Raw genomic sequence first — 24,487 nt, 5'->3', positions numbered from 1 at the left:
TAATAATGACGTAACGTAATTGTCAGGGGGCGCTTAAACAAAAATGTCCTGACGGGGAGCCAGGACATTGTTTGTATTTCCATTGGGGATTAATAGTCATTTCTGCGGTTATAACCACCGCCACCACCGCCACCGCTTCTGTAGCCGCCACCACCGCCACTGCGGGGAGCATCGGTCTTCGGTCTTGCTTCGTTTACAACCAGGGTTTTGCCGAGGAAGTTGAATCCGTTAAGGCTAGTGATAGCCTGACGACCTGCAGACTCATCCGCCATTTCGATAAAACCGAAACCACGGCTGCGCTGCGTTACTTTGTCCATGATAATCTTGGCAGAAGAAACTTCGCCATACTCTTCGAATAATCCCTTCAATTCCTGCTCGGACGCCTTAAAAGGGATGTTGGCAACGTAAATGTTCATTGTTGAAAAATAGTAAATGAGAAATTAGTTTGTGTGAACTGGCAAACTTAACCTGCAAACTACATAGAGGGGTTTTAAGTAAGCGTGACAATTAACATATGCAAGGTAAGGATTTTTTTGAATTTTCAAATTTTGCCACTTTTCCTCGTTTCCAGCTCAAAAACGCAGCTTTTTCGGTGTTTCGGACAATTCTGGTGCCTTGTTGATACCCATTATTCCGCCTTTTTTACCGTCGGCGGAATAGACCTTGGAAGATATAAATCACGTTTTTCAAACCGTTGCGCCGGACGCGCCAAAAGCAGCAAATACATCGTTCCCCCTACACGACAGACGTCGTCCGGAACCACGTAAGCCCACCACAGTGCACCTCACCGTGTGTTCCGGCAAAAGCACGATAATGCTTGCAGACACATGCGCACACGATAGTTTGATAGAATACAATTCCGCATATTCGCCGACCTAACCGAATAACCCAATATGACACGAACATTTTTGGCTGCCTGGCTGTTGGTCCTGGCCCTGGCAGTACCCACCGTGGCAGCGCCAGGCTTTGATGCCCGGTACCTGCAGGTGCGCTGGGAGATTGTCGAAAACAACTACCAGGGCAAAACCCAATTCCTCTCGGCCTTCACGTTCACCAACACCGGCAAGACAGATTTACCCAGGGAGGGGTGGACGCTCTATTTCAACTTTATCCGTACCCCCATCGCCGGCACCACCACGGGTGGGGTAAACGTCGAGCGCCTGAATGGCGACTTGTTCCGCCTCACGCCGCAAGCCGACTTTGCCGGCTTACCCGCCGGTAAATCCGTTCGCGTAGAATTCGTGGCACACGACTGGGTGATCAATTATACCGATGCGCCCGCCGGATTATACCTGGTCTGGCAGGATGCACCTGCCGTGGGTGTGCCGGTAACAAACTATACCGTTCTGCCGTCCACCGAGCCGCGCCAGTACAACCGCTTTGAAGCCGACAAGATCGGACTCATCACACCACAGGTGCTATACGAACAAAACAAGCTATACCACGACGTACCCGCGCAACAACAAGTGCCCATTTTCCCGACGCCCGTGTCCTACCGCGGCGGCCCGGGTACCTTTATTCTCACGCCGCAAGTACCCATCCAGGCCGATGCGGCTTTTAAACGCGAAGCCAGCTACCTGGCCGGCGAGCTGACCACCTTGCTGGGCAAACGCCCGCTCTTGTCAGCAGCCTCCGGGGGTGCCGCCAAGATCGTATTGCAACAGAAGGCTATGCCCGAAGAGGCCTATACCCTGGAAGTAAAGGCAGAGGGGATTATCATCACGGCAGGTTCCGCCAAAGGTATATTCTATGGTATACAGTCGTTGAAGACCCTGATACCGCCAACGGCGTGGGCCGCACCCGCGAATGTCATTCGCATTCCGGAAACGACAGTACAAGACGCTCCGCGCTTTGGACACCGTGCTTTCTTTATCGATGTCTGCCGCAACTTCCAGGAGAAGAAAGAAATCCTCAAGCTGCTCGACCTGATGGCGCTGTACAAACTTAACGTGTTGCACTTTCACCTGACGGAAGACGAAGGGTGGCGTTTGGAAATACCCGGCTTGCCGGAGCTGACCGAGATCGGCGCACGCCGCGGGCACACCGTAACGGGCGAAGATTACCTGCAGCCATCCTTTGGCTCCGGCCCGGATGTGAACGGCCGGATAGGGTCGGGCCATTATACTCGCGCGGACTATATCGAGATTCTGAAGTATGCCACCGAGCGGCATATCGAAGTGATTCCCGAGTTGGAAACACCGGGCCATGCGCGCGCTGCCGTGGTCGCGATGAACGTTCGCCACAAGCGCTTACAACAGGAGGGAAGACGCGAAGAGGCCGCCCGCTACCTGCTGAGCGATCCGGAAGACGCTTCCGAATACCATTCGGTGCAGGGCTGGACGGACAACGTCATTAACGTGGCCATGCCGTCCACCTATACATTCCTCGAAAAAGTGACCGACGAGTTGGTTGCCATGTATAAAGAAGCCGGTGCACCGCTCAAAACGGTTCACTACGGCGGTGACGAAGTGCCCGCGGGTGTGTGGGAGAAGTCTCCCGCCGTGAAGAAGCTCATGGCGGCCGAGCCCGCGATCAAAACAACCAGCGACCTGTGGTATTACTTCTATGGTAAAGTAAGCCGAATGGCCGCCAGCAAGGGTTTGTATATGTATGGCTGGGAAGAGATCGCCATGCGCAAAACACAACTTGACGGCAACCCGCATGCTATACCCAACCCCGACTTTGTGCAGAAGGGCTTTCAGGTAGATGTTTGGAACAATTCCATAGGCTGGGGCTCGGAAGATCTGGCTTATCGCCTCGCCAACGCCGGCTATAAGGTCGTGCTATCGTGCGTGAGCAATATGTACTTCGACATGTCGGTATATAAAGCCTTTGACGAGCCCGGATATTACTGGGGCGCGTTTGTGGATGTCGATAAGCTCTTCTACTTTATTCCATACGACTATTTCAAGAATACCAAAGAAGACCGTCTGGGCAATCCGTTGGATCGTTCGATCTTTATTGGTAAAGAACGGCTGACGGACTATGGTAAGTCAAACATCGTCGGTATTCAGGGACTGATCTGGTCCGAGACCGTGCGTGGTCCGGAGCAGTTGGAATATAAAATACTGCCGAAGATGCTGGGCCTGGCGGAACGCGCCTGGGCCGCAGACCCGGCGTGGGCTACGGAGAAAGATCCGGCCCGCAGCGAGGCGCTGTACGCGGACGCCTGGTCGTCCTTTGCGACAACCGTCGGCAGCCGTGAGTTGCCACGCCTGGATTATTATGCCGGTGGTTTCCAATACCGCATACCTTCGCCCGGGGCGACTGTGGTCGACGGTAAGGTGGTGTTGAACCAACAACTGCCGGGCTTTACACTGCGCTATACCACGGACGGCACCGAGCCAACAGTAAAGAGCCAGGCCTATACGGCACCCATTGCCGTCAAAGGCGACATTAAAATAAAAGCATTCAACACCCGCGGTCGTGCGGGAAAGACCAGTACTGTTAAGAACCCCTAAACCGATAGCCCCATGCAAAACTCCCTAACAACCCAACGCGTGTTATCGATCGATGCCTTTCGCGGCATTACGATCCTGGTCATGATCTTTGTCAACGAGCTGGCCGGTGTACAGGGCATACCGGCCTGGATGAAACACGTGCCGGCGACAGCCGATGCCATGACGTTTGTCGACGTGGTGTTTCCGGCCTTCCTGTTTATTGTCGGAATGTCCATTCCCTTCGCTATTGCCAGTCGCCGGGCCAAAGGCGACAGCGTGGGTCAGCTAAACGCCCACATACTCTTCCGCACCCTGGGCCTGCTGGTCCTGGGCTTCTTTATGGTCAACGCCGAAGGCGGCTATAACGAAGCGGCCATGGCGATACCGCTGGCCCTGTGGTCGCTGTTGTTTTACGTGGGCGTGATCCTGATTTGGAATGTTTATACTTCCCTGAGCAAGCCGGTTGTCTATACGCTCCGGGCGACGGGTGCCGTATTGCTGCTGGTGCTGGCGTGGCTGTACCGTGGTGGCGAAGACGGCACGGGCTCGATGACACCACAGTGGTGGGGAATCCTTGGCCTTATCGGCTGGGCGTACCTGGTAGCCTGCCTGTGGTACCAGCTCGTGCGCGGTAAGCTGGCCGGAATCTGCGCCGGAATCTTGCTGTGTTTAGGACTGTATATACTGGGGAAAGCTGGAGTCGTAAGCGAGGTACCTGTACTGGGTTGGATTGTCGGCCAGATGGGACACGCCATCCATACAGCGATCGTGCTTTGCGGTATTACAGCATCGCTCATATTCTTTGACCGCAAGCATGCCCATACCAACGACCGCCGGTTGCTGGAAGTGCTTGCTTTTGCACTTATCCTGGTGGCGGCGGCCTTTCTGGCGCGACCCTACTATAAAATCTCGAAGATCTTTGCGACGCCTTCCTGGGCTTTCTACAGCGCGGCGATCTGCTGTGTCATCTTCACATTCCTGTATTGGCTCATCGATCTGAAGCACGTCAGTCGCTGGACGGCCTTTTTTAAACCCGCGGCCTCCAACCCCTTGCTGACGTATATCATACCGTTTATCTTGTACGCCATGTTGCGCCTGTTCCATACGCACTTTCCCGGCTTCCTGTACGAAGGGGTGGTCGGCATTGTGTGGTCCATGGTGTTTGCGGTGGCCGTCATGGCCCTCGTGATCGGGTTGAATAAGCTCAGGATCAGGTTGCAGCTGTAGTCAACGTAGTGGCTATGCAATCCGCCTTACAACAACATATTCAAAAGTTTGTCAGTATCCCGGAGGAAGACATGTCCGGGATACTGGCATACTTCACGCCGATGCACCTCCGAAAGAAGGAGAACTTGTTGGTGGAAGGTAACGTCTGTCACTCGAATTATTTCGTGGTGAAAGGCTACCTGCGCATGTTTTATATCAATGACAAGGGCGACGAGAAGACAATCCAGTTTGCCCTGGAGAACTGGTGGATGGCCGACTACGATTCGTTCTCCCACCAAAAGCCCGGCCTGTTTTCCATTCAGGCCGTCGAGCGTGCCGAGGTATTGGCCTTGCATTACCAGGCGCAGGAAAAAATGCTGCAACAATACCCGTTACTCGAGCGCTACTTTCGTCTCATGCACCAGCGTGCTCACGCGGCCTCGCAGCAGCGCATTCGCGGGCAGTATAACTTGTCCCGCGAAGACCAGTACCTGAACTTTGCCCGGCGATACCCGGAGTTCGTGCAACGGGTGCCCCAATATCTGTTGGCATCCTTCCTGGGCTTTACACCCGAATATCTGAGCGAAATCCGCGCAAAGAAACGATCTTAAACCTGTTTAAGAATTCCCATCGGGTGGCCCGATACCTTTGATCCATCAAATCACAACAGCTATGGAACAAAGAGTAAAAATCGCCGAAGCATTTCCCGAAGGCCAAAAAGGCATGATAGGCCTTGTCACCGCCTTAAGCAAAATCAACCTGACGCCGATCCAGAAAGAGCTGATCAAAATCCGCGCGTCTCAAATCAACGGCTGCAGCTACTGCCTCGACATGCACACTCGGGATGCCCTGAAACTGGGAGAGACCCAACAACGCCTCTTCGTCCTCAGCGCCTGGCGCGAGACGGACCTCTTTACAGCGGAAGAGAAAGCGCTCCTGGCATTGATCGAGGAGGTTACGCTCATTCACCAGAAAGGGGTGACGGATGAGACCTATAAAGGTGCTGAGAAGTTCTTTAGCGCGGAGACAATTGCGCAGATTATTATGGCGATTGTATTGATCAACGCGTGGAATAGGATTGCGATTAGTACGCATATGCCGATCCCACGGTAGGGGAGGGCAGTGTGGGTGTGAGGGTGAGTGTGAGAGCGAGGAAGGAAACAGTGTATCGGTATTCACTCTCGCGCTCACACTCACGCTGTACTAATAAGCCCGGTCCACCGTGCCCGATCCATAGATCTTCTTGGTAGCGGTCTTCGTGTTTCCTTTGTGTTTGATGCTGCCGCTGCCTTGAATGGTTGCGTCGAGGTTGCTGGCCACATTCAGCTCAGCGGTACCGCTGCCGGTAACTTTAGCCTTCGCAGTTTCCAGCGGGCAGGCAAAGCCTTTAATAGCGCCGGAGCCGCTTACGGAAGCATCGATCGAAGTAGCATAGCCCTTCAACGTCAATACGCCCGAGCCGCTCACTTCAGCTTTTACCGTGTTGCCTTTGATATCGACGTCCATCGCGCCGTTGCCGTTTACCCCGAGCGTTACGTAGTCCGCGGCGATCGAGTTTTCAGAGATTATCTTGCCGCCACCGTTCACCTGCAGGTCGTTGATGCTTTTTACGCTGACGTACAGCTTCATGGTAGGGTTTAATTTGATGTCGTCGATCTTGGCCCACAGGCTTTTGTTCGGCGACTCGGGCTTGCGCTCGATGTTGATCATGAGGATGCCGTTTTCTACTTTGATATCGCTCACCGAAAAAATCTCGGTCAGGGCTTCTACAGTAACCTCCTGCTTGTTGGTTTGCTTCAGGTAAACGGTGTAATTGGAGTTTACATAGATGCCCTTGAACTCAGGCAGTTCCAGGACCTTTTTGGTAGTTTGAGCAAACGTCACGACGGCCAGTAAAAAGGCTACGGAGAGAGCAAGTGTCTTTTTCATACAGAATTTGATCATTGAAATGTTCTGGGGTTAAATAACGATCCCCCCGTTGAAATTATAAAATCATCCTGACGATTAAAAGCGTCATTGATCGCCGGATTCGCCGTCGATTGTGGCAAACAGCCACAAACCTTACCTCCCTTTGCGGAATATGGCCTTGAATATCAGGATAAAAGCAATCCCGCCGATGCACATAATAAGCAGTACTTCAGGGGTTATTTGGTTGACAGCATGCATCCGGAAAAGCGGTTTTAAGATCTGGTAAAGTGCAGGGCTTGCCCTTAGTCACGCAAATGTACGCGTACCACGTGCATATCCGCCGTCATAAACAGGGTTTTCTCATCAGCCGTCAGGGCGCAGTTCGATACCGGCACCGGCATTTTGATCTTGCCCAGTATCTTGCCTGCGCTGTTAAAGATCCAGAGTCCGCCCGGACCGCTGGCGAAGATATTACCCTGCTTGTCTACCTTCAGGCCGTCGGGCAGTCCCTGTTCGGACTCCGCTGCTTTCGTGGCATCATAGAAGACCCGGGCATTTACGATCGAGTCGTTGTCGGCAATGTCGAACGCGTACCAGATGGCTTTCTTCGAGTCGGAGTTGGCGACGATGAACGTCTTGCCGCCGGGCAGAAAGGCAATGCCGTTCGGACGCGTAAGCGAGTCTACCGCGACCGTGGTCTTGCCATGCGACACGCGGTAGACGCCATTGATAGGTGTCTCTTTCGCGCTGTCCTGGTCGGACTGGGTAAGCAGGCCGTAGGGCGGGTCCGTGAAGTATAGGTCGCCGTTCGGGCGATAGACGGCGTCGTTGGGACTATTGAGCTTTTTGCCGCCGAGGGTGTCAGACAGGGTAACAAAGTTAGGTTGCGGGTTGTTAAGCGGCGCGGCCATCATCGCTACGCGGCGGTCGCCGTGCTGGCAGAGTACCAGTTTTCCATCCAGGCTAAGCGTTAGGCCGTTGGAGCCCATCTCGCCACCGCGGGGTGTCTCGCCGGTATAGCCGGAGGGTGTAAGGTACACCGATACACCCTTTCCTTCCGACCACTGGTGAATGGTGTTTTTGGGCACGTCCGAGAAGATCAGTGTCTTGGTCTCTTCCAGCCAGAGGGGGCCTTCGCTCCACTCAAAGCCCGAGGCGATCACCTCTGGCTGTGTGCCCCGTTGTACAATGGCGTCCAGGGCTGGGTCAAGGCGTTCTACGGTGCCAATGGGACCGGTTTCTTTGGAAGTACAAGCTGCCAGGAGAAGAAACATAGCGGATAGGGTTACGTATTTCATACAGGCTAAGGTTAGGCATCAAACGATTGTACTGGTAAAGTAAGCCCGATCGGGATATCCTCCAAGAGGGAGGCAGGTTTTTTGCGCCGGGGCGTGATCTTCGGGGGTTTGTGCTTACTTTTGCCCGCTATACCAGTGGCACCGTGCGCGTCAGCAAAGGCTTTATTAAGAATTCGTTTATTTATACCGTGGCCGGCGCGCTGCCCATGGCCAGTGCGCTAATTCTCGTGCCGTTTTACCTTCGGTACTTGCCCGGCGAACTGTACGGCGTGGGAATGACCTGCCTGGCGTTTTCGGTACTGGTGCAGATCCTCGCGTCGTATAGCTTTGATACTTCGTTGTATGTAACCTATCATGAGCTTAAGCACGACCGCGACCGTCTGAGCACCTATGTCAGTTCAGCGTTTATTTTTATGCTGCTGCTGGGTGTCGCGCTGACGGTATTTTTTGCGCTGAGTGGTGAATTCATTTTTACGTATTTCATTAAGGACAAAGATCTTTCATTTTATCCCTACGGATTGATCTCCGTGGGAATCGGTGTGTTTCAGGCAATCTTCAAAGTGCACAGCAACCTGCTGCAAACGCGCGAGAAGTCAGAGACATACCTGTGGGCCAATGTCATCAATTTTACGATCATCGCCGCGGCGTCGATCGCCGGCATGGTACTTTTTCCAAATACCCTGGTCGGTCCGTTAGGCGGACGGCTGCTGGCGGGTGTACTAATGACCTTATGGGTGCTCTTTCGCGTATTCGGCGCATATGGATGGCACTTCAAAAGCCCCTGGCAGCAGACGTCGGCCCGGTTTAATGCCCTGGCGTTTGTATACCAGGTCCTACAGTGGGTGATCAACTATTTCGACCGGCTGATGATCGCCGCCTATTTCACCTTTTCGATGGTGGCGACGTATGACTTTGCCATCAAGTGCCTGGTGCCGGTGGAGCTCATGCTCAACGGACTAAACAGTACCATTGGTCCTAAGGTAGTAAAGCGCATGAATGAGCAGACGGTCAAGACTGCTACCCAGGAAATTAATCGTTATTACTATGGCCTGGTGTCGGTTGTATTGCTGATACTATGCCTGTCCATCGCTTTTATTCCCTCCATATTAGCATTGTTTGTCAAGAAGGATAGTTATGCCGGCGAGGCCCTGCAGTATATACCGTACATTGCCGTGGTCTTTATCTTCCGGGCCATGCGCCTGTATTTTGTCACGCCGTATACAGTCTTAAAAAAGATGGGTACGCTCACCGTCATTAATATTTTTGTCTCGGCATTGAAGATCGGCCTGATGGTCGTGCTCATTACCCGGTGGCAGTTATACGGTGTCGTGGTATCGGCGGTATTAGCCTATGCGTTCGAGCTGGTGCTGCTGTGGATTAATTTAAAGGACGACTATGCCATGCGCTTCAATGCCTTTAAATTGTTCATTGCACCACTGCTGATGTTTGCCGTCATCGTGGTGGGCGAGCCATTGTTGGGTGTACATTATCCTTTACCCGTGCACCTGGGCTATGGTGTACTGTGTGTCGGGTTGTTGTACGTAGCGTACCGCAACGAAGTAAAACTGATTGACCCATTTAAAATACTAAAATAACGATGGCCGGATTTGTAGGCGCCTGTAGTCGTGCATTGTCAGTTACCGAAGCTTCTGTCGCCCGCGCGGCACAAATGACTGTATATTCCCCGAAGGCTACTGAGGCTCCTGTCTACAGTGACCGTGCGCTGATCGTACACCGGTCGTTCTTTGGCTTTTTAGAAACCACGCGAAACCATGCGCAAGCCGGTGGCCTGCACGTTTGGGTTGACGGTGAGATCTATAACCAGTCCGAACTGGCAACGGCCCCCGGCGAAGTATTTGCCGACACGCTCTTGCAGCACTATCGCGACGGCCGCCTGGAGCAATTACTGGCCCGCGTAGATGGTGTATACATCGCCTTGTTGTACGATACTGACCGCCGGCAACTGCACATCCTGGTTGATCGCTACGGCCTGCGCCCGTTCTATCTGTACCACGGCCAGGGCCACCTGCTCTTTGGGGCGGAAGTAAAATGTTTCCTCGAGCTCGAACCCTTTACACCCCGCATACGCCGTGACGTGGTCGACAGTTTTATGCACCTGGAGCATTTCCTGGGCGACACAACCTGGTTCGAAGGTGTATGGGTAGCCGCGCCGTCCACGTGGTACACCTACTCGCTGGACGACGACAGCCTGCGTCAGAAACGGTACTGGACCTGGGCCGCGATGAAGCCCCGTACCCTGACGCTGGATGAAGCCGCCGAAGAAATGGGCATGCTGCTGGACCAGGCCAACAAGTCACGCGCGATTCACGACGGCTATACCGTCGGCGTAGCATTGAGTGGCGGCATGGACTCCCGCGCCATCCTGGCCGCGGTGCACGAACAGAAGCCACCCACCTATACCTTTGGCATTGAAGGCAGCGCGGATGTGGCGGTAGCCAAACAGGTTGTTGCCGTGGCCGGCGTTACACATGTGGCCTACGATACGCATGTCGACCACTGGCTGGAGCAACGCTTCAGCGGCATCTGGAAGACCGACGGCATGTTTAACGTGTACCACATGCACTATTCGCACCTCATGGACAAGATCGCTGCCGTGATGGATGTGAACCTGAGCGGCTTCCTCGGCGATGCCGTGATCGGTGGTACCTATCTTAGCAAAAAAGGCAAGACCTTCCTGAGTCAGCGCATTAATCCGGAAGTCGCCAGACATTATTATGGTCCCTACTATACCCAGTGTGACCTGAACGACTCCTTCTTCGATCTCGACAAAGTCGATCCCTACCTGTTCTACAACCGCGGCCGCCGTATGATCGGCATGGGTGCCGAGGAGGCCGCCAAGATCATACCACAGCGCGTGCCGTTTATGGACAACAAGCTGATGGAGCTGTCATACGCCTTACCCGACGAGTACCGCGTTAACAGCCGCGTATACTACCGCGCCCTGTTGCGCAAATACCCGGCGTTCTACAAGACCATACCCAACGCTTCGTCCGGCCTGCCGCTCATGGAGCACCCCACACTGGCGTACACGCTGCGCAAGAAGTACAACAAGCTGGTATATGCGGTAAAATACAAGCTGGGCATTCCGACGTCCTACACGGATGTATACAATTGGATCAAGGTACCCGAAACGGCCGCGGCAATCCGCCGGCTACTCGATCCCAAAACAGCATTGTATGCTCAGTACACGTCGGATAATTACGTAACGAAGTTTCTGGAGCCACACGTGCAGGGCAAACATAACTATATGAAACAGGTCATGGGGGCCGTGACGGTGGAGATCTGGCTACAGCAGGTATTCAACAAAAAATACCGGCGGTACGAAGCGAAGCACTAAAACAACCTCAACAAGCACGCCATGAACGGAACCATCCGCGCCAACATCAAACCCGGCAGCCACGTCAAGATCGTCCTCAAGAAAGACCAGCGGACGGGCACCCTCACCGAAGGCATCGTCAAAGACCTGCTGACATCCGCTCCCAAACACCACCGCGGCATCAAAGTACGCCTGCAAGACGGTCAGATCGGCCGCGTACAGGAGATTTTAGAATAAGCTGATTAACATGTCCACGCCGCCCATCCATTCCGTGCATGCTTCCGAGCTCCCTGCCGATGGCCTGGAACAGGAGGTGCTGCGTTTGGAGGCGGCGTTGCAACAGGCGGAGGCTACGCTCAACGCCTTTGAACAAACCGTACGTGCGCGGCTCGGCGAGCAGATACGGCAAATGCGCGCATTGACGGATGTGTATAAAGCACAAAAGGCTGCCAAGAAAGAAAAGCGGCGGGAGCAGAAGCGGCGAGGAAAGAATTATCAGGAACCGCAGGGTTTATTGAGGACGAGGAGGGAAGAGGAGGAGTTGAATAGCGACGACCCTGCCGAGTTGAAGCGGTTGTACCGCGAGGCGATTGTACAGGTACATCCGGATAAATTTCCAGCGGCAAGTGAAGCGGAGGGGAAGCAGGCGGCTGCATTGACCACGCATCTGAACGAATTGTATGAACGCGGAGATCTGGAAGCGCTTCGCGATTTTCATGAGCATATTCTTGGAGAACATCCGCTGCGGCATACGGCCTATGTGGCGGGAAACGCCACACGTAATTTCTTACTGCGGAAAAAGGAACAGCTGAACGCTGCGTTAGCGGAATTGCTTCAATCGCAGAGCTATCAGCTGGCGGTTACGCCCGATCGCGATGCGCTTATGGATGCGCTGCGCGAGCAGTTTGAGCAGAAGATTGTGCAGCTTAAGAAGCGGACGAGGCAAGAAAAATTATAGTGTAACCCTTTACTTGTTCCATTCACGACGCCGTCATATTCTCCCGGCGTTCCTCCTGATATACCTGCGACAGCCGCGTCGACACGACCGTCGTCACTACGGCCAGCACCAGCAGCACCCCCGAGCAAATAAATATATTCGTCGTCCCGGCAAAGAAATCACCCGAAGCATAGATCGCGAGAATCTGAATGACCGAAAACGGCATCGAGCACGCCAGCACGTTCATCGCGAAGTCCTGATCGAATGTCTTGACGGCATTGTTCGCCTCCAGCTTACTCACGGCCGCCATGTGCGCACACGGCCAGAAACTACAGGCACTCTGCGGAAACACCACAATCAACAGAATAGTCGGTACGTCACTCACGGGAAAAAGAACCAGCAACGCACCGCTGATCAGGTACGCTATACCCGACCGAAAGAACAGAAATGAAAAGATCGTGCGCACCTGTTCCCAGGTGAGCCGCATAGACATGCCGATGAACAAAAGCACCAGCGGCGTCATCATGACACTCAGCCGGTCAACGCTCAATCGAATAAACTCCGGAAAGGCGTTATAGCCAAGCCCCAGCCCTAACATCAACAATGCCGTTACAATCACGATGTTCACCGGCTCGTTCACGAGGGAGAGTAGCAGGTCTTTCACTTTGCTGCGGCCGTTGGCGGTATGATGTTTATTATTCTCATAGTACCACTTCATGGCGATGGTATACGAGATGATGAGTACAAAGACCTTGTTCCCGACGTCGGCTAAGGCGGCCATCGCCAAGGGCCCCTGCCCGCTATATTCCATGATGAACGGAAAACAGGAAAGCCCCGGCGCCAGGGAGGGTATGAGCATGATGAGTGTGCGATATTGATTCACCGGGATGTTGAATACCGGCCGCAGGGGCAACTTATCAATGAGCAAGTGCATGATGATATTGAAGCCCAGCGAGAGAATGGGAATGATGATCAGGTCGGATTTAAAATCGATCTGAAGCAAGGCGATAAAAATGGTGGCCGGCAGGGCCAGGCTTAAGATCAATATTTTGATTCCGTCGCGCTGCTCTTTGCTCCTGATCTTGTTTCGGAACAGGTAGCCGATGAGAATAAGCAGCAGTAACGAAATAGTCTTGGTGGTGGCAGAGCTCATGCGTAAAATCTTCTCAAACGAATGGTGATAAAAATAATGATCCGGGTGAGCGCGTATCTGCGCTCCCTGGACGGAGCGGCGGCTATTACCGCCGCCCCTTTTCAGGAGACGATCCTCTCCGGTTGGATTGTACTCCGGCCGTACAGCGTTTGTTAGCTGACGATTTCGTTTAGCGTCTTGACAAAGAGTTTGAGCTCATCCATCGTACCAATGCTCACGCGCCCGTAGGGCTTACCATGAATATCATAGCCACGGATGCCCACGCCCTTTGCCAGCATACCGTCCATCATTTGCTTGACGGGCATTTGCAGCGGGAACAACACAAAGCTGGTATACGAAGGGATGGGATTGAGCCCGGCTTTCTTTAGTTCCTGGAAGACATACTCGCGGTTCTTTTTAGTATTGGTGCGTGTGAACATTTGGAATTCGGTATCCTGCATGCTGGCCAACGCGCCTTCGAGCGACGTTACGCTGATGCCCATTTCGGTACGAACAAGGTCCTGGATCATCTTCACCCGCTCGGGCTTGGCGATCATGTAGCCAATGCGCAGGCCGGCCATGCCATGGATCTTGGAGAACGTGCGGCTGATGATCACATCGTGGCCTTCTTTTACCAGGCTCACCGCGGTTTGAGATTCCGGTGCGTCGAGCAGCTCGAGGTAGGCTTCGTCGATAAAGATCGGCGCCTTCGAGGCTACCTGGCGGCAGAAGGTTTGGATCTCGGCGATCGGTGTGAGTGTACCCGTCGGGTTGTTGGGATTGCAGATGTAGACCAGTTTGGTCTGTGCATCGACAGCGCCGGCCATGGACGTCAGGTCGTGTGCATAGTCGGCCCGCAGCGGTACATTCTTCCAGGTGGCCCCGATCGAGGTGGCGGTGTTGACCAGTGACATATAGGAGGGGTCGGCAGAAATGACGTTGCCACCGTTCCGGCAAAGCGCAAAGGCCACTTTCTCCAGTACATCGGTGGACCCCGGTGCGAGCAGAATGTTCTCTTTGGCGACGCCTTCTTTTTCCGCCACGATCTCAATCATCTTCAGGCAGCTGCTGTATACATAGCGGTTGCCTTTGGTAGCGGCCAGGCTGATGGCGGCAACGGCTTTCTTGGAAGGACCCCATGGATTCTCGTTGGCCAGCAAACGGGCCTTGAGATTTTCCATGTCGGGTGGCGCTACGTGATATTGCTCCAGCAGATGATAATTCCCTTTGACCGGTGTCATACCAAAGGCGGGCTTTGCCAGGAGCGACTCGGAGAGCGCCATGCCTGTAAAGATTCCGCCGGCCGTTACCGTGCTGCGTTTCAACCATGCTCTTCTGCTAATACCGGGTGTTGTCATGTTCTGTTTTTTTAGGTGGATTTAGGATGTCATGTTCAGAGAAAGTTACTCGCCTACTGCGACCGGCGCTGCGTTCACGCCGACATCGCCGGTGGCGACTACGTCATCACCCAATAGCACACTCACGTGTGCATCGTAGGTGTCGAGGGAATCAAAGAATTCTTTATCGCTTATTATATAGAATTTCGATGTACTGAACGATCCGGTGGCACCGTCGATGTCGTACAGCGGCTCGAGCTTGGTGGCAGATGCTTCTGCCACGGCACCATCGAATATAGCGGAAGGGTACAACGTGCCCTCTTCTGTATTATTGAGCGAGAGCTGCACAAGTGTATTGCCGGCATTATCCTGCCAGAAAACAACCCGGCCACTTACCTCGCTGCCGGGAGCGGCATCGATTGTATAGGCCTTATAGGTAGAAACAGCGCCACCGCCTGGGGCGACATTCATTTCCGGCTCGAGCTCTTCCTGCTCGCACGAAGTAATCAGGGTAATGATCAGGCAGAGACCAAGCAGGATCAGGATAGATTGTTTTATATAGATGGGTTTCATAGTGAGTATACACATTAGAAGTTGAACATGATACGACCATAATAATACGCCCCGCTGGATCCTTGCTGATTGTTGGAATACAGGTAGAATCCTCTGTTCTCCGCACGCATAATATCGGGATAAGTATCGAGTATATTATTACCGCCTATGGATAATTTGATATTGGGGTTGACATCGTAGCTAACGCTGAGGTCAAATATAGTTTGCGCCGAAAACGTTTGATCCCAGTAATTTCCCGCACCGTCGCCTTCGATCGAAAGCTCGGTAACTTTTCCAAAATATGTTCCGCGTAACATCGTGGAAAGTTTGCCGACGCGATAGTTGATCGATCCGATCAGCTTGGTGCGCGGCGTGCCCGTTTCGAATTGCCCCATCACCTGGCGGTTCAGGTATTTTTCTACCAGCTCCTCGTCGGTCAGGTTGTCGACATCCAGGTCTATAATTTTACGTTTGGTAATCTCATTCTTGCTGAAGATGGATGCCAGGCTGACCGTGATCTGCGAGGTGCCTGTCAGGCTGGTGGTATAGGCTCCTACCATCTCGAGGCCTTTCGAGCGTACATTGGCACCATTGACGAAGAACTGCGCTTCGCTGCCGACGCCGATTACCTCTTCATAATTGTGACCTACTTCGGTTGCATTGAACGTATTGGTACGGAAGACCCGGTCGCGTACATCGATCTGGTAAGCATCGATGGTAAGCTCAAGCCCCAGAATGGGCTGATATGTCAGGCCGGCGCCATAGCTGGTCGAACGTTCCTCTGATAGTTCCTTGATGCCAATGGCCCGCGCGGCGGTACTATTCGTAGGGAAGGTGGTGTTGTCGACTGGCTGCGGAACACCGTTTGCATCGGGCAGGAAAGCTGTTGCCGTATGGGTATAGTTCAATTCTTGTAAAGACGGCGCGCGGAAGCCGGAAGAGGCCGAAGCCCGGATGGCAAGGTTCTTCATCACCGTATACCGTGCGGCGATCTTGCCGGTCACGACACTACCGAAGTCAGAGTAATTTTCGACGCGCGTAGCACCGGCGATCAGCAGGTCTTCCGTCAGGTCTAATTCAGCGTCAACGTAGGCCGCCAGCATGGTGCGGTATTCATCGCGCTCATTCTTGGGACCGAAGCCGGCAAAGCACTGGCAGTTGGAAGCAAAATTCTTCACCACGACCTCGTCGCCGCGTCGTACCCACAACGGGTCACCGTTGGCGTCGACGATCGGTTCACCTTTTTCATTTTCCAATGGCTTGCCGTCGGCACCCACCAGGTAGCCGTCTTCCGTGATCTTCAATACACCGGCATCTCCAAACGTGTAGCTTTCTTCCTGGCCGTGGATGATCTTATAGTTCTCCACGCGCATCTCCGCACCAAAGGCGATGTTGAGGCCGTTGGCGACTTCTTTGAAGTTATGCGAAAAGTCGAGGTTGGTGGAGTTCTGCGTAAACTGGTGTGTGCCCAGGTTCATTTCCACGGGCGAGTTCGAGCCGATTGAGGCGTTGAACGTATTCACCATGCCGATGCGCATCTTGTTGCGGCCAAAGGTGTTGCTGAAGTCCATGTTGAAGAGTCCTGCTTTGCTGCGAATGCCGACCGTGTTGGAGAAGTCGCTGGTGTTTGAGGTCATCTGTGGCCGGAAGCCGTTCGGGTAGAGCAGATAGTTAAAACGATCTGTTTGTGCCGGTCGCCGGAAGTAACAGGAGTATCCTTCCAGGAATTTATAGGACAGACCGCCAAAGGTATAGAAGGTAGTATTGGGGCCGATGGTATATTCGGAGTTATAGAATAAGCTGCCGAGTGTAATGGCCGGCATACCGGCATAGACTGCATAATCTTCAAAAGACAGTCCACGCGCGCCCATCAGTCCCTCTTGTGTCTGAAGCGTGGCGGCCAGTGATTCATTGCCCGAGGCCTGGGCGGCAATGAGCTCGGGGTTGGTAATGATGGGGTTGCCAGTTTTATCCGTGCGCGTATTGTTCAGGTAGGAGCCATCGTATACCTCCCAGTCGTTTACGAACGGCCGCAGCGTGGCGCGGCGTTGGGTGATCTCACCCGACAGGTTGATGAACCCTTTCGGCCCGAGTGAAAAGCCGTAATTGGCGGTGAGCTGATAATTATATCCATCCGGATCTCCTTTGTTGGTGAGCGGACCGGCATCACCACCCGAGTTCAGGTAGCCACCACCCGTAAAGCTGCCGGTAAGCTTGTCGGTGCCTTTCTTTAACACGATGTTAATTACACCGGCCACTGCGTCAGAGCCATACTGTGCAGCCGCGCCGTCGCGCAAGATCTCGACCTTCTCAATAGCCGAGGCTGGTATGGTCATTAAGTCGACCGAGGTAGAAGGACTGCCGACGGCGGTCGACGTAATCAGCAAGGCCGACGTATGACGACGCTTGCCGTTCACGAGCACCAGCGTTTGGTTGGGAGCGAGGTTGCGCAGCTGCGCGGGGTCGACGTGTGAGTCGAGGTCACCTCCCTGCGAACGGACGGCGTTAAAGCTCGGGGCCAGGATCGCCAGCATCTGACCCAGGTCGATCTGGGGGAGCTCACCCATGATATCCTGGATCGGAATCACATCGACCGGCACTGGTGTTTCCAGCACGGTACGCCCCACGCTCCGAGTGCCTGTTACCACGATTTCGGTAAGCTCGTTCATCGACTCTTCCATGGGGGCATCAAGAGTAGAACCTGTTCCCACCGGCAGCTCTTTTGACTTCAGGCCGATAAAAGAAAAAACCAGTACATCTTCCGGCGTAGCCTCGAGTGTATAGAGCCCCTGCGCATCGGTCAGTGTGCCTTTGCCGGCGCTTCCCTTGATGATGACACTCACCCCGGGCAAGGGCGTACCGTCGGTGGAATATACTTTACCGGTAATGGTCTTCGTCTGCGCAAAGCCTGGAAGGGCTGCGACCGACAGCAGGAGTGTGCATAAAAGGGGTATAAATAATTTCATCTTCATGTTGGGGTTGGTATACTTTTAAAACAATAGGGTCTCGCTTCGCCACACGCGGGCGAATGCTCCGTACAAAAAAGAAAATAGATGGCATCAGGGTGCCGTACAGGCAACCGATACACCGGACAAACAATGAGGATCAGTTAGATTTTAAACTGCAATTGCCTGCTCAGAGGCGAAGAGGATGAAAAGTAGGTTTCATATAGATCATCGATTTAGGTTTCAGGATAGTTTTTTTGCTATAGTAAGGTAATACTGACCCTATGAATGAATCAATCCGCATTTTTACCTAGGCGGCGCTGGAAAAAATACGGAGGTCTGTATCAGTACTGCGAAGCGAAACGGCGATTCACTTTTTTTCGATCGTTAGCAGTAAAATCCCGTGATAAAAGACCGTTGCGACGAATACGGAGATGGGTTGATGAAATGTTGAAAGGAAGGTGTGCAGAAGCGCTGGCAAAGAGGGCCGGTCGCCGGTAAAAGGGAGTGTTAGCAGGCTCATCGTGTGAGATGAGGGCGCGATATCTCCGCCCTTTAGCACGGGCTTATATCGGACTATACTCGGGCTATACACGGACTCAACACGGAGACATCCTCGCTTTTGGCCGTTATTTCTGCGGTAATTTTTGACTTGAATTTGGCGTGGGGTTAGGAAAGGGAGTGGAGCGCAAGGGGACGGGCGGCGGAGTGCAGGGGATGTTTGTAAGGGAACAGGGAGACATGACCGAGTCATGTCTCAGCCCTTTAGCACTGGCTTATGTCTGACTCAACGCTGGCTATACACTGACTCAACTCTGAGACATCGTCGCTTTTGGCGGTATTCTGCGGTAATTTTTGACGTGAATGTGAACTTTGCCGGCGCGAAGGCCCCGCTACTATAATCGAATCTTCTGCTCAGCGATGCGCGTGATCAGCTCCGTCGTGTTCTTGAGATTGAATTTGCCCAGGATGTTGGCGCGGTGCGTGTCGATGGTACGGGGACTGACCTCCAACAAGGCGGCGATCTCTTTACTGGAGTAACCTTCCATGATATACCGGATGATCTCTTTCTCTTTGCTGGTCAGGAACGGATGCCCGCGATAGTTTTTCTTGGCCAGGTTGCCGATCAGGAGGTTGGAGACTTCGCGTGAAAAGAACTTCTCGCCCTCCAATACCCGGTTTATTCCCAGCAGCAATTCGTCCGCCTCGGAGTCTTTATGGATGTATCCATCGATGCCGGTCTCCACGGCATTCAGAATATGAAACTCTTCTTTGTGAAAGGTCAGAATAATGACCTTAATGTCCTGGCGCAGGTGTTTGATGTGGGTGGCGACATCTTCTCCTTCCCCTTCGCGGTTCAGGGATATATCGATGATGACCAGGTCGGCGTCCAGGGTGGGAATGAGCGGTCGCACGGTATGAAAACTTTTGAAATCACCCACAAGCTCAAACCGCGCATCCTGTTTCAAGAGCGCCACCAGACCGATTCTGGAAAGGGCATTCTGATCGACAACGACTATCTTTACCATGTTATGTTAAATATAATTTATTAACACAAGGAAGAAAAGATGCCGTTGGTGCCGATAAGTTTACCGGCATGACCACAATCGTTTGAATAGTTTAACGCAGTGCGCTGGTGCGTTAAAAAATCTTTAAAAGTTTTATCGTATCGTTAAACGGTGCCGCTATACTTTGCAGATATACCTGAATTATGGGGTATATAGCTGCGCTTACCGTATTTGTCTCAATTCTTCCTCAAATAGTCCAATTGTCCGTTCCCAACCTTCCGGCTTTGCCTCTCGCAAAAAGGTTATGGCCTCCTTTACGGTCTTCTGCGCTTCCACCGGCTTTCCCTGACGAATATAGATATCCATCTTCAGCCGGTACAACCATGGGCTTTTCTTTATCGCCAGTGCCCGATCCACCACTCGCAGCTGCCGTGGCACGTCTTTATTATAATGCAGCGCCCAATATTCCGCCGCCTGCCCCAGCAAATCAGCATTGTCGGGAGATTGTTTCAAGGCAGCCTCTAACCGGGCGGTGGCCACACTATCACTGTGCGTCAACAGGCTGAAACGGATCTGTGTATTTTCCCAGGCCAATATCAGCTCGGCATCGTACCGTGCTACATCCAGCATCAAGCTCAGCGACTCATAATAGCGCGAAGTCTTCTCGGGTTTGACCTCAAAGCGATGGACTTCTGTTGTTGTACGATAATCGTCTGGCCGCCCGTAGACCTTTGTTGTGTCGGCGTTGAGGATAACGGCCCAGTGATTGGTATTGGGGATTGTCAATAGCGCATACGCGCCCGGCGGTATATCCCGTCCGCCGATTGTTACGGGTGCATCGAATTGCACGATGGTGCAGCGGCCGGCTCCGGTACGCCATACCTTGCCGTAGGGAACGAGGCCGCCGAAGATCGTACGGCCACGGGCTGCGGGACGGCCGTAGCGCAGGTCCATGCGGGTATAGCCCACGTGTTGTGAGAACGAAGCTTCGGGGCTGGGGTCGGGGAGTTCTACCTGGGCGGAGGCCATGTGGCAGAGTATAATCAGGCAGAGGGTATAGAGCGATTTCATGGGTGTTTAGTTTATGTGGGCTAATATCGACTGATTCACAAACCGATGTCGTTAATGAGATGTTAACGGTGAGGCTGCTCCCCAAAACAAAAAGCCACTGCTGGTTTTACCGGCAGTGGCTTTTTCATCGCCGTCAGGCGACAGAGGCTATAACTCTTAATTTACTTTGATCAGCTCGACTTCAAACACAAGCGTGGCAAACGGAGGGATTTGTCCGCCGGCACCGCGCTCGCCGTAGGCCAGGTCGGAGGGGATATATAGTTCCCATTTGTCGCCTTCGTGCATCAGTTGCAGGGCTTCGGTCCAGCCGCCGATTACGTCGCTTACGCCAAACGAGGCGGGTTCGCCGCGCTCGACGGAGCTATCGAATACCGTGCCGTCCAGCAGTTTGCCGGTGTAGTGTACCGTAACGTTGGAGGTGGCGACGGGGGCTTTGCCTTTGCCGGCTGTTATGACTTTGTATTGCAGGCCGCTGGCGGTTGTTACTACGCCGGGCTTGGTTTTGTTGCCTTCGAGAAAGGATTGGCCTTCGGCCTTCAGAACAGCCGTTTTCCGTTCCATGGCCGCCTGCATGTATTCTTGTACGATCGTCAACGATTCTTGTTTCTCGATCTTCAGCGCCTTGCCTTGAAATACATCACGGAAGGCGATGTTGATCGCTTCGACGTCGAGGGAGTCCGCACCCTGTGTCTTGATGTTGGTGGCCATGAGCACGCCCAGGCCGTAGCTGGCTTTCTTATGCTTGTCGGTCAGTTCAACATCTTTAGGCTTCTTCAGCTCGGTAATTTCAGCTTTCAGCTTGGTCACTTCGGCCTGAAGCTCTTTTTTAGATTGGGCATGCACGACAGTTCCGGTCAAGACAGCGGCACAGAGAACGAGTACTTTCATAGATACTTTTTTATTAAACCGCAAAGAAAAGCAAATATTGTCAAATGTGGAGCCGAAAGCGGCAAGATGTAGCCTGAGAACTACTGCTGCTGTTTTTGCTGGCCCAGGTACAAGGCCAATAGCACCAGCGCGGTGCCCACAAGTGTAAAGATTGTCAGGGGCTCGTGCAATAGAACGGCAGCATACAGAAAGCCAAAGACCGGGCAGAGGTACAGCCACAGCGACGCCCGCACGGCGTCGGTTTTCAGCAGCCGCAGCCAGAGCTGCACCGCCCCGATCGAAACCGGTACAATAAGCCAGGCAAGCGAAAGCCAGACGGTGAGGTCAAACTGGCTGGGCACCTTGTGCAGCAACCAGGCAAACGGGGCGATCAGGATACCACCGAGGAGCACTTGCCAGGCATTGATCGTGGTGCGGGAGAGCTGCCAGCCCACGCCGGCATAATAGACCGAACCGTATGAATAGGCCACCATGCTGGCGGCCAGCAACAGCATGCCTGTGGTCGTGGCCTGGCTGTCGCGCAGGAGGGGATAGGCGGCCACGATGACGCCCGCTACACCCAGCGCGATGCTCAGCCATTCGACACCCTTCACGCGGCGCTTCATGAGCAATGCCGACATAATGCTGATGAATAAAGGATTGAGCGCGATGGCCAGCGTGGTAATGCCCGGCGTGACATACTGCAGGGCCACGACAAAAAGGCCCAGGTACAGCGTTGTATTTAAGGCTCCGAAAATGGTCAGCTGTTTCCACTCCTTGCCTATGGGCAGGCGGCTTTTCCCGACCAGGTAAACATACCCCAGCAGCATGATGCCCGCCAATAGAAAGCGCAGGGTGAAGAACACGAGCGGCTCCGCGCCTCTCAGGCCAAACTTGCCGGCCACCGAGGCCGACGCCCATAGCATAGAGAATAGTAATCCGGTGAGAATATAACGACGATCTGATGTATCCATGCTGCAAAAGCCCCGCGGCGTCCGAATCGATAATGCGCGCGCAAGGTAAAACAAAAAGTCCCGCCGGAAAACCTTCCGGCGGGACGCTCCTATAGATTAGTCGCCTTGGGGGCAGCGCTTTTACGCGCCCAGTTTCCAGCCCTGGCGGTATTCGCGTTTCACAAACTGGTTGGCCGCGTCGAAGTTGGTGATCTTCATGTTGGCGCCATCCCAGAGCAATTTGATGTTACGGCCCGGGAAGTCGAACTGATCGGGTTTATCGGCCTTCGGCACGCGCACGTCAAAGCTGCGAATGGCCAGGTTGCCCATGAGCACAGTCTCGGTCAGCGGACCGGCGATCTCAAATGGCGAGCTCACTTCCATCTTGCCATAACCGGCCAGACAGGCTTCCACCCACTGTGCATAGTGTCCTTCGGCGCCGCCGGGTACACGTTTGATGGTCACCGGTGTTTTGTCTTCTTTGTTCTTCGCGGTAGGCAGCAGCTTCGGGTCTGCACCGTACGTGCCGCACATCATCTTGCCTTTGCTGCCGATGAAGATTACGCCGTTGCCACCGTCGCCCATGACTTCGTTCGGCCCCAGTTCCTCGGGGCGTTCGGGTTGAATACCACCGTCCATCCAATGCATTTTCACCGACGGCTTGCCGTTCTTGCCGGGGAATGTCAATACGGTGTATGACGACGGCGGACAGCTGTCGGGGAAATAGCCGCGTTTAAATTCATCGACGTAGACGCTGCCTACGCTGGCCGTTACGTCGGTGGGATATTGCAGTCCGAGTACACGGAAGGGAGGTTCCACAATGTGGCAACCCATGTCGCCGAGGGCGCCTGTGCCGTAATCCCACCAGCCGCGCCAGTTGAAGGGCACGAGCTTTTCAACGTACTCCTTATACGGCGCTGTACCGAGCCACAGATCCCAGTCGAGGTCTGCGGGCACGGCCGTTTTTTTATCCGACCAGGCAATGCCTTGTGGCCACACGGGGCGGTTGGTCCAGCAGTATACTTCGTTGACTTCACCGATCAGACCGGCCTGGTACCATTCCATCAGCTTGCGCACGCCGTCGCCGGAAGAGCCCTGGTTGCCCATCTGGGTTACCACTTTATACTTCTTGGCTGCTTCGGTCAACATACGGGCTTCGTAGATGTCGTGCGTGAGCGGCTTCTGTACATATACGTGCTTGCCCAACTGCATGGCCGCCATGGCTTGCACGGCGTGGTTGTGGTCGGGTGTAGATACCGACACGGCATCGATATGCTTGTGCTCTTTGTCGAGCATCTTGCGGAAATCTTTATAGTATACGGCCTTCGGGAAAGCCTTCACCGAGTTGGCGGCACGGCTGTCGTGTACGTCGCACAAGTAGGCGATCTCGGCCTTGCCGCTCTTGGCGAAGCTGGAGATATCGCTCTGCCCTTTGCCGCCCACGCCGATACCGGCGATGTAGAGCTTGTCGCTGGGGGCGCGAAAGCCTTGTCCACCCAACACAAAACGGGGAACAATGGTAAAGGCGGCGGCCGTTATACCGGCTGTCTTGATAAAGCTTCTCCGCGATATAGCGGACGGGGGCGTTGACTTTTTCAGGGGCATGGTAATATCGTGATGGTTGTTTACAAAAAGAATTAACAGAACGATGATACGCCAAAAAGAGGAGGGAGGCAAATTGAATTTGACCAACGGTACGCGCGACGGGCTGTAATGCCGGCGAAGGCTTACTGTGCTTCGTGGTTTTTCCGGGGCACCGGATCATACCCACTCGTGCCCCATGGATGGCACCGCGCGATACGACGCAACCCCAGCCACAGGCCTTTGAACACACCCCACTCGCGAATAGCCTCGATGGCATACTGCGAGCATGTCGGCGTATGCCGGCAGTTCGATCCCAACAACGGCGAGATGAAGAGCTGGTAGAACCGTATGGGTAATATAAAAAGCTTACGCAGCATGACTTTAAAAAAAAGAGAAGGCACAGCGGTAGCGC

At 53.7% G+C, this 24,487-nt stretch carries 22 protein-coding genes; 9 read left to right on the top strand and 13 right to left on the bottom strand.

Annotated features, from left to right (window positions below; all coding sequences use genetic code 11):
• Positions 1-89: 89 nt before the first annotated feature.
• A complete protein-coding gene (locus K7P01_RS01010; RefSeq protein WP_267288913.1) occupies positions 90-416 on the bottom strand; it encodes an RNA recognition motif domain-containing protein in 327 nt (108 codons plus the stop codon).
• Positions 417-893: 477 nt separating this feature from the next.
• Here K7P01_RS01010 and K7P01_RS01005 point away from each other — a divergent pair, with 477 nt between their 5' ends.
• The 4 genes from K7P01_RS01005 to K7P01_RS00990 all read left to right on the top strand — a co-directional run bounded on the left by K7P01_RS01005 (position 894) and on the right by K7P01_RS00990 (position 5,759).
• Complete coding sequence (locus tag K7P01_RS01005; RefSeq protein ID WP_267288911.1) at positions 894-3,461, top strand: family 20 glycosylhydrolase; 2,568 nt, start codon at positions 894-896, stop codon at positions 3,459-3,461.
• 12 nt (positions 3,462-3,473) lie between these two features.
• Positions 3,474-4,667 (top strand): DUF5009 domain-containing protein, encoded by a 1,194-nt coding sequence (locus K7P01_RS01000; RefSeq protein WP_267288909.1) that lies wholly within the window; start codon positions 3,474-3,476, stop codon positions 4,665-4,667.
• A 14-nt stretch (positions 4,668-4,681) separates the two neighbouring features.
• Positions 4,682-5,257 (top strand): Crp/Fnr family transcriptional regulator, encoded by a 576-nt coding sequence (locus tag K7P01_RS00995; protein ID WP_267288907.1) that lies wholly within the window; start codon positions 4,682-4,684, stop codon positions 5,255-5,257.
• A 61-nt stretch (positions 5,258-5,318) separates the two neighbouring features.
• Complete coding sequence (locus K7P01_RS00990) at positions 5,319-5,759, top strand: carboxymuconolactone decarboxylase family protein (RefSeq protein ID WP_267288905.1); 441 nt, start codon at positions 5,319-5,321, stop codon at positions 5,757-5,759.
• A 90-nt stretch (positions 5,760-5,849) separates the two neighbouring features.
• Here the strand turns inward: K7P01_RS00990 and K7P01_RS00985 are convergent, their stop codons facing one another.
• Positions 5,850-6,575, bottom strand: coding sequence for a head GIN domain-containing protein (locus K7P01_RS00985; protein WP_267288903.1), 726 nt, complete (start codon positions 6,573-6,575; stop codon positions 5,850-5,852).
• Between the two features lie 281 nt (positions 6,576-6,856).
• Positions 6,857-7,852, bottom strand: coding sequence for an SMP-30/gluconolactonase/LRE family protein (locus K7P01_RS00980; RefSeq protein WP_267288901.1), 996 nt, complete (start codon positions 7,850-7,852; stop codon positions 6,857-6,859).
• Positions 7,853-7,962: 110 nt separating this feature from the next.
• On the opposite strand from K7P01_RS00980, the gene K7P01_RS00975 reads away from it, so the two are divergent.
• From K7P01_RS00975 to K7P01_RS00960, 4 genes are read left to right on the top strand one after another with little or no spacing between them, the layout of a single operon-like run.
• Complete coding sequence (locus K7P01_RS00975) at positions 7,963-9,447, top strand: lipopolysaccharide biosynthesis protein (protein WP_267288899.1); 1,485 nt, start codon at positions 7,963-7,965, stop codon at positions 9,445-9,447.
• A gap of 2 nt (positions 9,448-9,449) precedes the next feature.
• Positions 9,450-11,210 carry an asparagine synthase-related protein gene (locus K7P01_RS00970; protein ID WP_267288897.1) on the top strand — a complete coding sequence of 587 codons (1,761 nt, stop codon included), beginning with the start codon at positions 9,450-9,452 and terminating at the stop codon, positions 11,208-11,210.
• A 21-nt stretch (positions 11,211-11,231) separates the two neighbouring features.
• Positions 11,232-11,426 carry a YwbE family protein gene (locus K7P01_RS00965; protein WP_267288895.1) on the top strand — a complete coding sequence of 65 codons (195 nt, stop codon included), beginning with the start codon at positions 11,232-11,234 and terminating at the stop codon, positions 11,424-11,426.
• A 10-nt stretch (positions 11,427-11,436) separates the two neighbouring features.
• Entirely contained in the window at positions 11,437-12,147 is a 711-nt protein-coding gene (locus tag K7P01_RS00960) for a J domain-containing protein (RefSeq protein WP_267288893.1), read from the top strand.
• A 22-nt stretch (positions 12,148-12,169) separates the two neighbouring features.
• Here K7P01_RS00960 and K7P01_RS00955 read toward each other — a convergent pair whose 3' ends face one another.
• On the bottom strand, positions 12,170-13,279 hold the full coding sequence (locus tag K7P01_RS00955) for an AEC family transporter (RefSeq protein WP_267288891.1): 1,110 nt from the start codon (positions 13,277-13,279) through the stop codon (positions 12,170-12,172).
• Between the two features lie 21 nt (positions 13,280-13,300).
• Between K7P01_RS00955 and K7P01_RS00950 the strand changes: the two genes are divergently transcribed.
• Positions 13,301-13,435, top strand: coding sequence for a hypothetical protein (locus K7P01_RS00950; protein ID WP_267288889.1), 135 nt, complete (start codon positions 13,301-13,303; stop codon positions 13,433-13,435).
• On the opposite strand, the gene K7P01_RS00945 is transcribed toward K7P01_RS00950, so the two are convergent.
• The 9 genes from K7P01_RS00945 to yidD all read right to left on the bottom strand — a co-directional run bounded on the left by K7P01_RS00945 (position 13,432) and on the right by yidD (position 24,452).
• Entirely contained in the window at positions 13,432-14,616 is a 1,185-nt protein-coding gene (locus K7P01_RS00945) for a pyridoxal phosphate-dependent aminotransferase (protein ID WP_267288887.1), read from the bottom strand. The genes K7P01_RS00950 and K7P01_RS00945 overlap by 4 nt on opposite strands.
• A gap of 45 nt (positions 14,617-14,661) precedes the next feature.
• Complete coding sequence (locus K7P01_RS00940) at positions 14,662-15,168, bottom strand: hypothetical protein (protein ID WP_267288885.1); 507 nt, start codon at positions 15,166-15,168, stop codon at positions 14,662-14,664.
• A 14-nt stretch (positions 15,169-15,182) separates the two neighbouring features.
• Positions 15,183-18,119, bottom strand: a complete 2,937-nt coding sequence (locus tag K7P01_RS00935) for a TonB-dependent receptor (RefSeq protein WP_267288883.1) — start codon at positions 18,117-18,119, stop codon at positions 15,183-15,185.
• 869 nt (positions 18,120-18,988) lie between these two features.
• Positions 18,989-19,621, bottom strand: coding sequence for a LuxR C-terminal-related transcriptional regulator (locus tag K7P01_RS00930; RefSeq protein WP_267288881.1), 633 nt, complete (start codon positions 19,619-19,621; stop codon positions 18,989-18,991).
• A gap of 201 nt (positions 19,622-19,822) precedes the next feature.
• Positions 19,823-20,671, bottom strand: a complete 849-nt coding sequence (locus K7P01_RS00925) for a DUF2911 domain-containing protein (RefSeq protein WP_267288879.1) — start codon at positions 20,669-20,671, stop codon at positions 19,823-19,825.
• Positions 20,672-20,827: 156 nt separating this feature from the next.
• The gene (locus K7P01_RS00920; RefSeq protein ID WP_267288877.1) at positions 20,828-21,559 is read right to left on the bottom strand and encodes an FKBP-type peptidyl-prolyl cis-trans isomerase; all 732 of its coding nucleotides are present in this window, start codon (positions 21,557-21,559) and stop codon (positions 20,828-20,830) included.
• 80 nt (positions 21,560-21,639) lie between these two features.
• Positions 21,640-22,512 carry a DMT family transporter gene (locus K7P01_RS00915; RefSeq protein ID WP_267288875.1) on the bottom strand — a complete coding sequence of 291 codons (873 nt, stop codon included), beginning with the start codon at positions 22,510-22,512 and terminating at the stop codon, positions 21,640-21,642.
• Positions 22,513-22,632: 120 nt separating this feature from the next.
• Entirely contained in the window at positions 22,633-24,096 is a 1,464-nt protein-coding gene (locus K7P01_RS00910) for a Gfo/Idh/MocA family protein (RefSeq protein WP_267288873.1), read from the bottom strand.
• Between the two features lie 122 nt (positions 24,097-24,218).
• On the bottom strand, positions 24,219-24,452 hold the full coding sequence (yidD, locus tag K7P01_RS00905) for a membrane protein insertion efficiency factor YidD (RefSeq protein ID WP_267288871.1): 234 nt from the start codon (positions 24,450-24,452) through the stop codon (positions 24,219-24,221).
• Positions 24,453-24,487 lie beyond the last annotated feature (35 nt).

The organism is Parachryseolinea silvisoli (genome assembly GCF_021190955.1).
GTDB classification, from domain to species: Bacteria; Bacteroidota; Bacteroidia; order Cytophagales; family Cyclobacteriaceae; genus Ohtaekwangia; species Ohtaekwangia silvisoli.
This window is presented reverse-complemented; position numbering and strand designations above follow the sequence as displayed.

Excerpts from the sequence above, each read along its gene's own strand:
- K7P01_RS01010 (WP_267288913.1), bottom strand. The coding sequence starts at position 416 with ATGAACATTTACGTTGCCAACATCCCTTTTAAGGCGTCCGAGCAGGAA.
- K7P01_RS01005 (WP_267288911.1), top strand. The coding sequence starts at position 894 with ATGACACGAACATTTTTGGCTGCCTGGCTGTTGGTCCTGGCCCTGGCA.
- K7P01_RS01000 (WP_267288909.1), top strand. The coding sequence starts at position 3,474 with ATGCAAAACTCCCTAACAACCCAACGCGTGTTATCGATCGATGCCTTT.
- K7P01_RS00995 (WP_267288907.1), top strand. The coding sequence starts at position 4,682 with ATGCAATCCGCCTTACAACAACATATTCAAAAGTTTGTCAGTATCCCG.
- K7P01_RS00990 (WP_267288905.1), top strand. The coding sequence starts at position 5,319 with ATGGAACAAAGAGTAAAAATCGCCGAAGCATTTCCCGAAGGCCAAAAA.
- K7P01_RS00985 (WP_267288903.1), bottom strand. The coding sequence starts at position 6,575 with ATGAAAAAGACACTTGCTCTCTCCGTAGCCTTTTTACTGGCCGTCGTG.
- K7P01_RS00980 (WP_267288901.1), bottom strand. The coding sequence starts at position 7,852 with ATGAAATACGTAACCCTATCCGCTATGTTTCTTCTCCTGGCAGCTTGT.
- K7P01_RS00970 (WP_267288897.1), top strand. The coding sequence starts at position 9,450 with ATGGCCGGATTTGTAGGCGCCTGTAGTCGTGCATTGTCAGTTACCGAA.
- K7P01_RS00965 (WP_267288895.1), top strand. The coding sequence starts at position 11,232 with ATGAACGGAACCATCCGCGCCAACATCAAACCCGGCAGCCACGTCAAG.
- K7P01_RS00960 (WP_267288893.1), top strand. The coding sequence starts at position 11,437 with ATGTCCACGCCGCCCATCCATTCCGTGCATGCTTCCGAGCTCCCTGCC.
- K7P01_RS00955 (WP_267288891.1), bottom strand. The coding sequence starts at position 13,279 with ATGAGCTCTGCCACCACCAAGACTATTTCGTTACTGCTGCTTATTCTC.
- K7P01_RS00950 (WP_267288889.1), top strand. The coding sequence starts at position 13,301 with ATGGTGATAAAAATAATGATCCGGGTGAGCGCGTATCTGCGCTCCCTG.
- K7P01_RS00945 (WP_267288887.1), bottom strand. The coding sequence starts at position 14,616 with ATGACAACACCCGGTATTAGCAGAAGAGCATGGTTGAAACGCAGCACG.
- K7P01_RS00940 (WP_267288885.1), bottom strand. The coding sequence starts at position 15,168 with ATGAAACCCATCTATATAAAACAATCTATCCTGATCCTGCTTGGTCTC.
- K7P01_RS00935 (WP_267288883.1), bottom strand. The coding sequence starts at position 18,119 with ATGAAGATGAAATTATTTATACCCCTTTTATGCACACTCCTGCTGTCG.
- K7P01_RS00930 (WP_267288881.1), bottom strand. The coding sequence starts at position 19,621 with ATGGTAAAGATAGTCGTTGTCGATCAGAATGCCCTTTCCAGAATCGGT.
- K7P01_RS00925 (WP_267288879.1), bottom strand. The coding sequence starts at position 20,671 with ATGAAATCGCTCTATACCCTCTGCCTGATTATACTCTGCCACATGGCC.
- K7P01_RS00920 (WP_267288877.1), bottom strand. The coding sequence starts at position 21,559 with ATGAAAGTACTCGTTCTCTGTGCCGCTGTCTTGACCGGAACTGTCGTG.
- K7P01_RS00915 (WP_267288875.1), bottom strand. The coding sequence starts at position 22,512 with ATGGATACATCAGATCGTCGTTATATTCTCACCGGATTACTATTCTCT.
- K7P01_RS00910 (WP_267288873.1), bottom strand. The coding sequence starts at position 24,096 with ATGCCCCTGAAAAAGTCAACGCCCCCGTCCGCTATATCGCGGAGAAGC.
- yidD (WP_267288871.1), bottom strand. The coding sequence starts at position 24,452 with ATGCTGCGTAAGCTTTTTATATTACCCATACGGTTCTACCAGCTCTTC.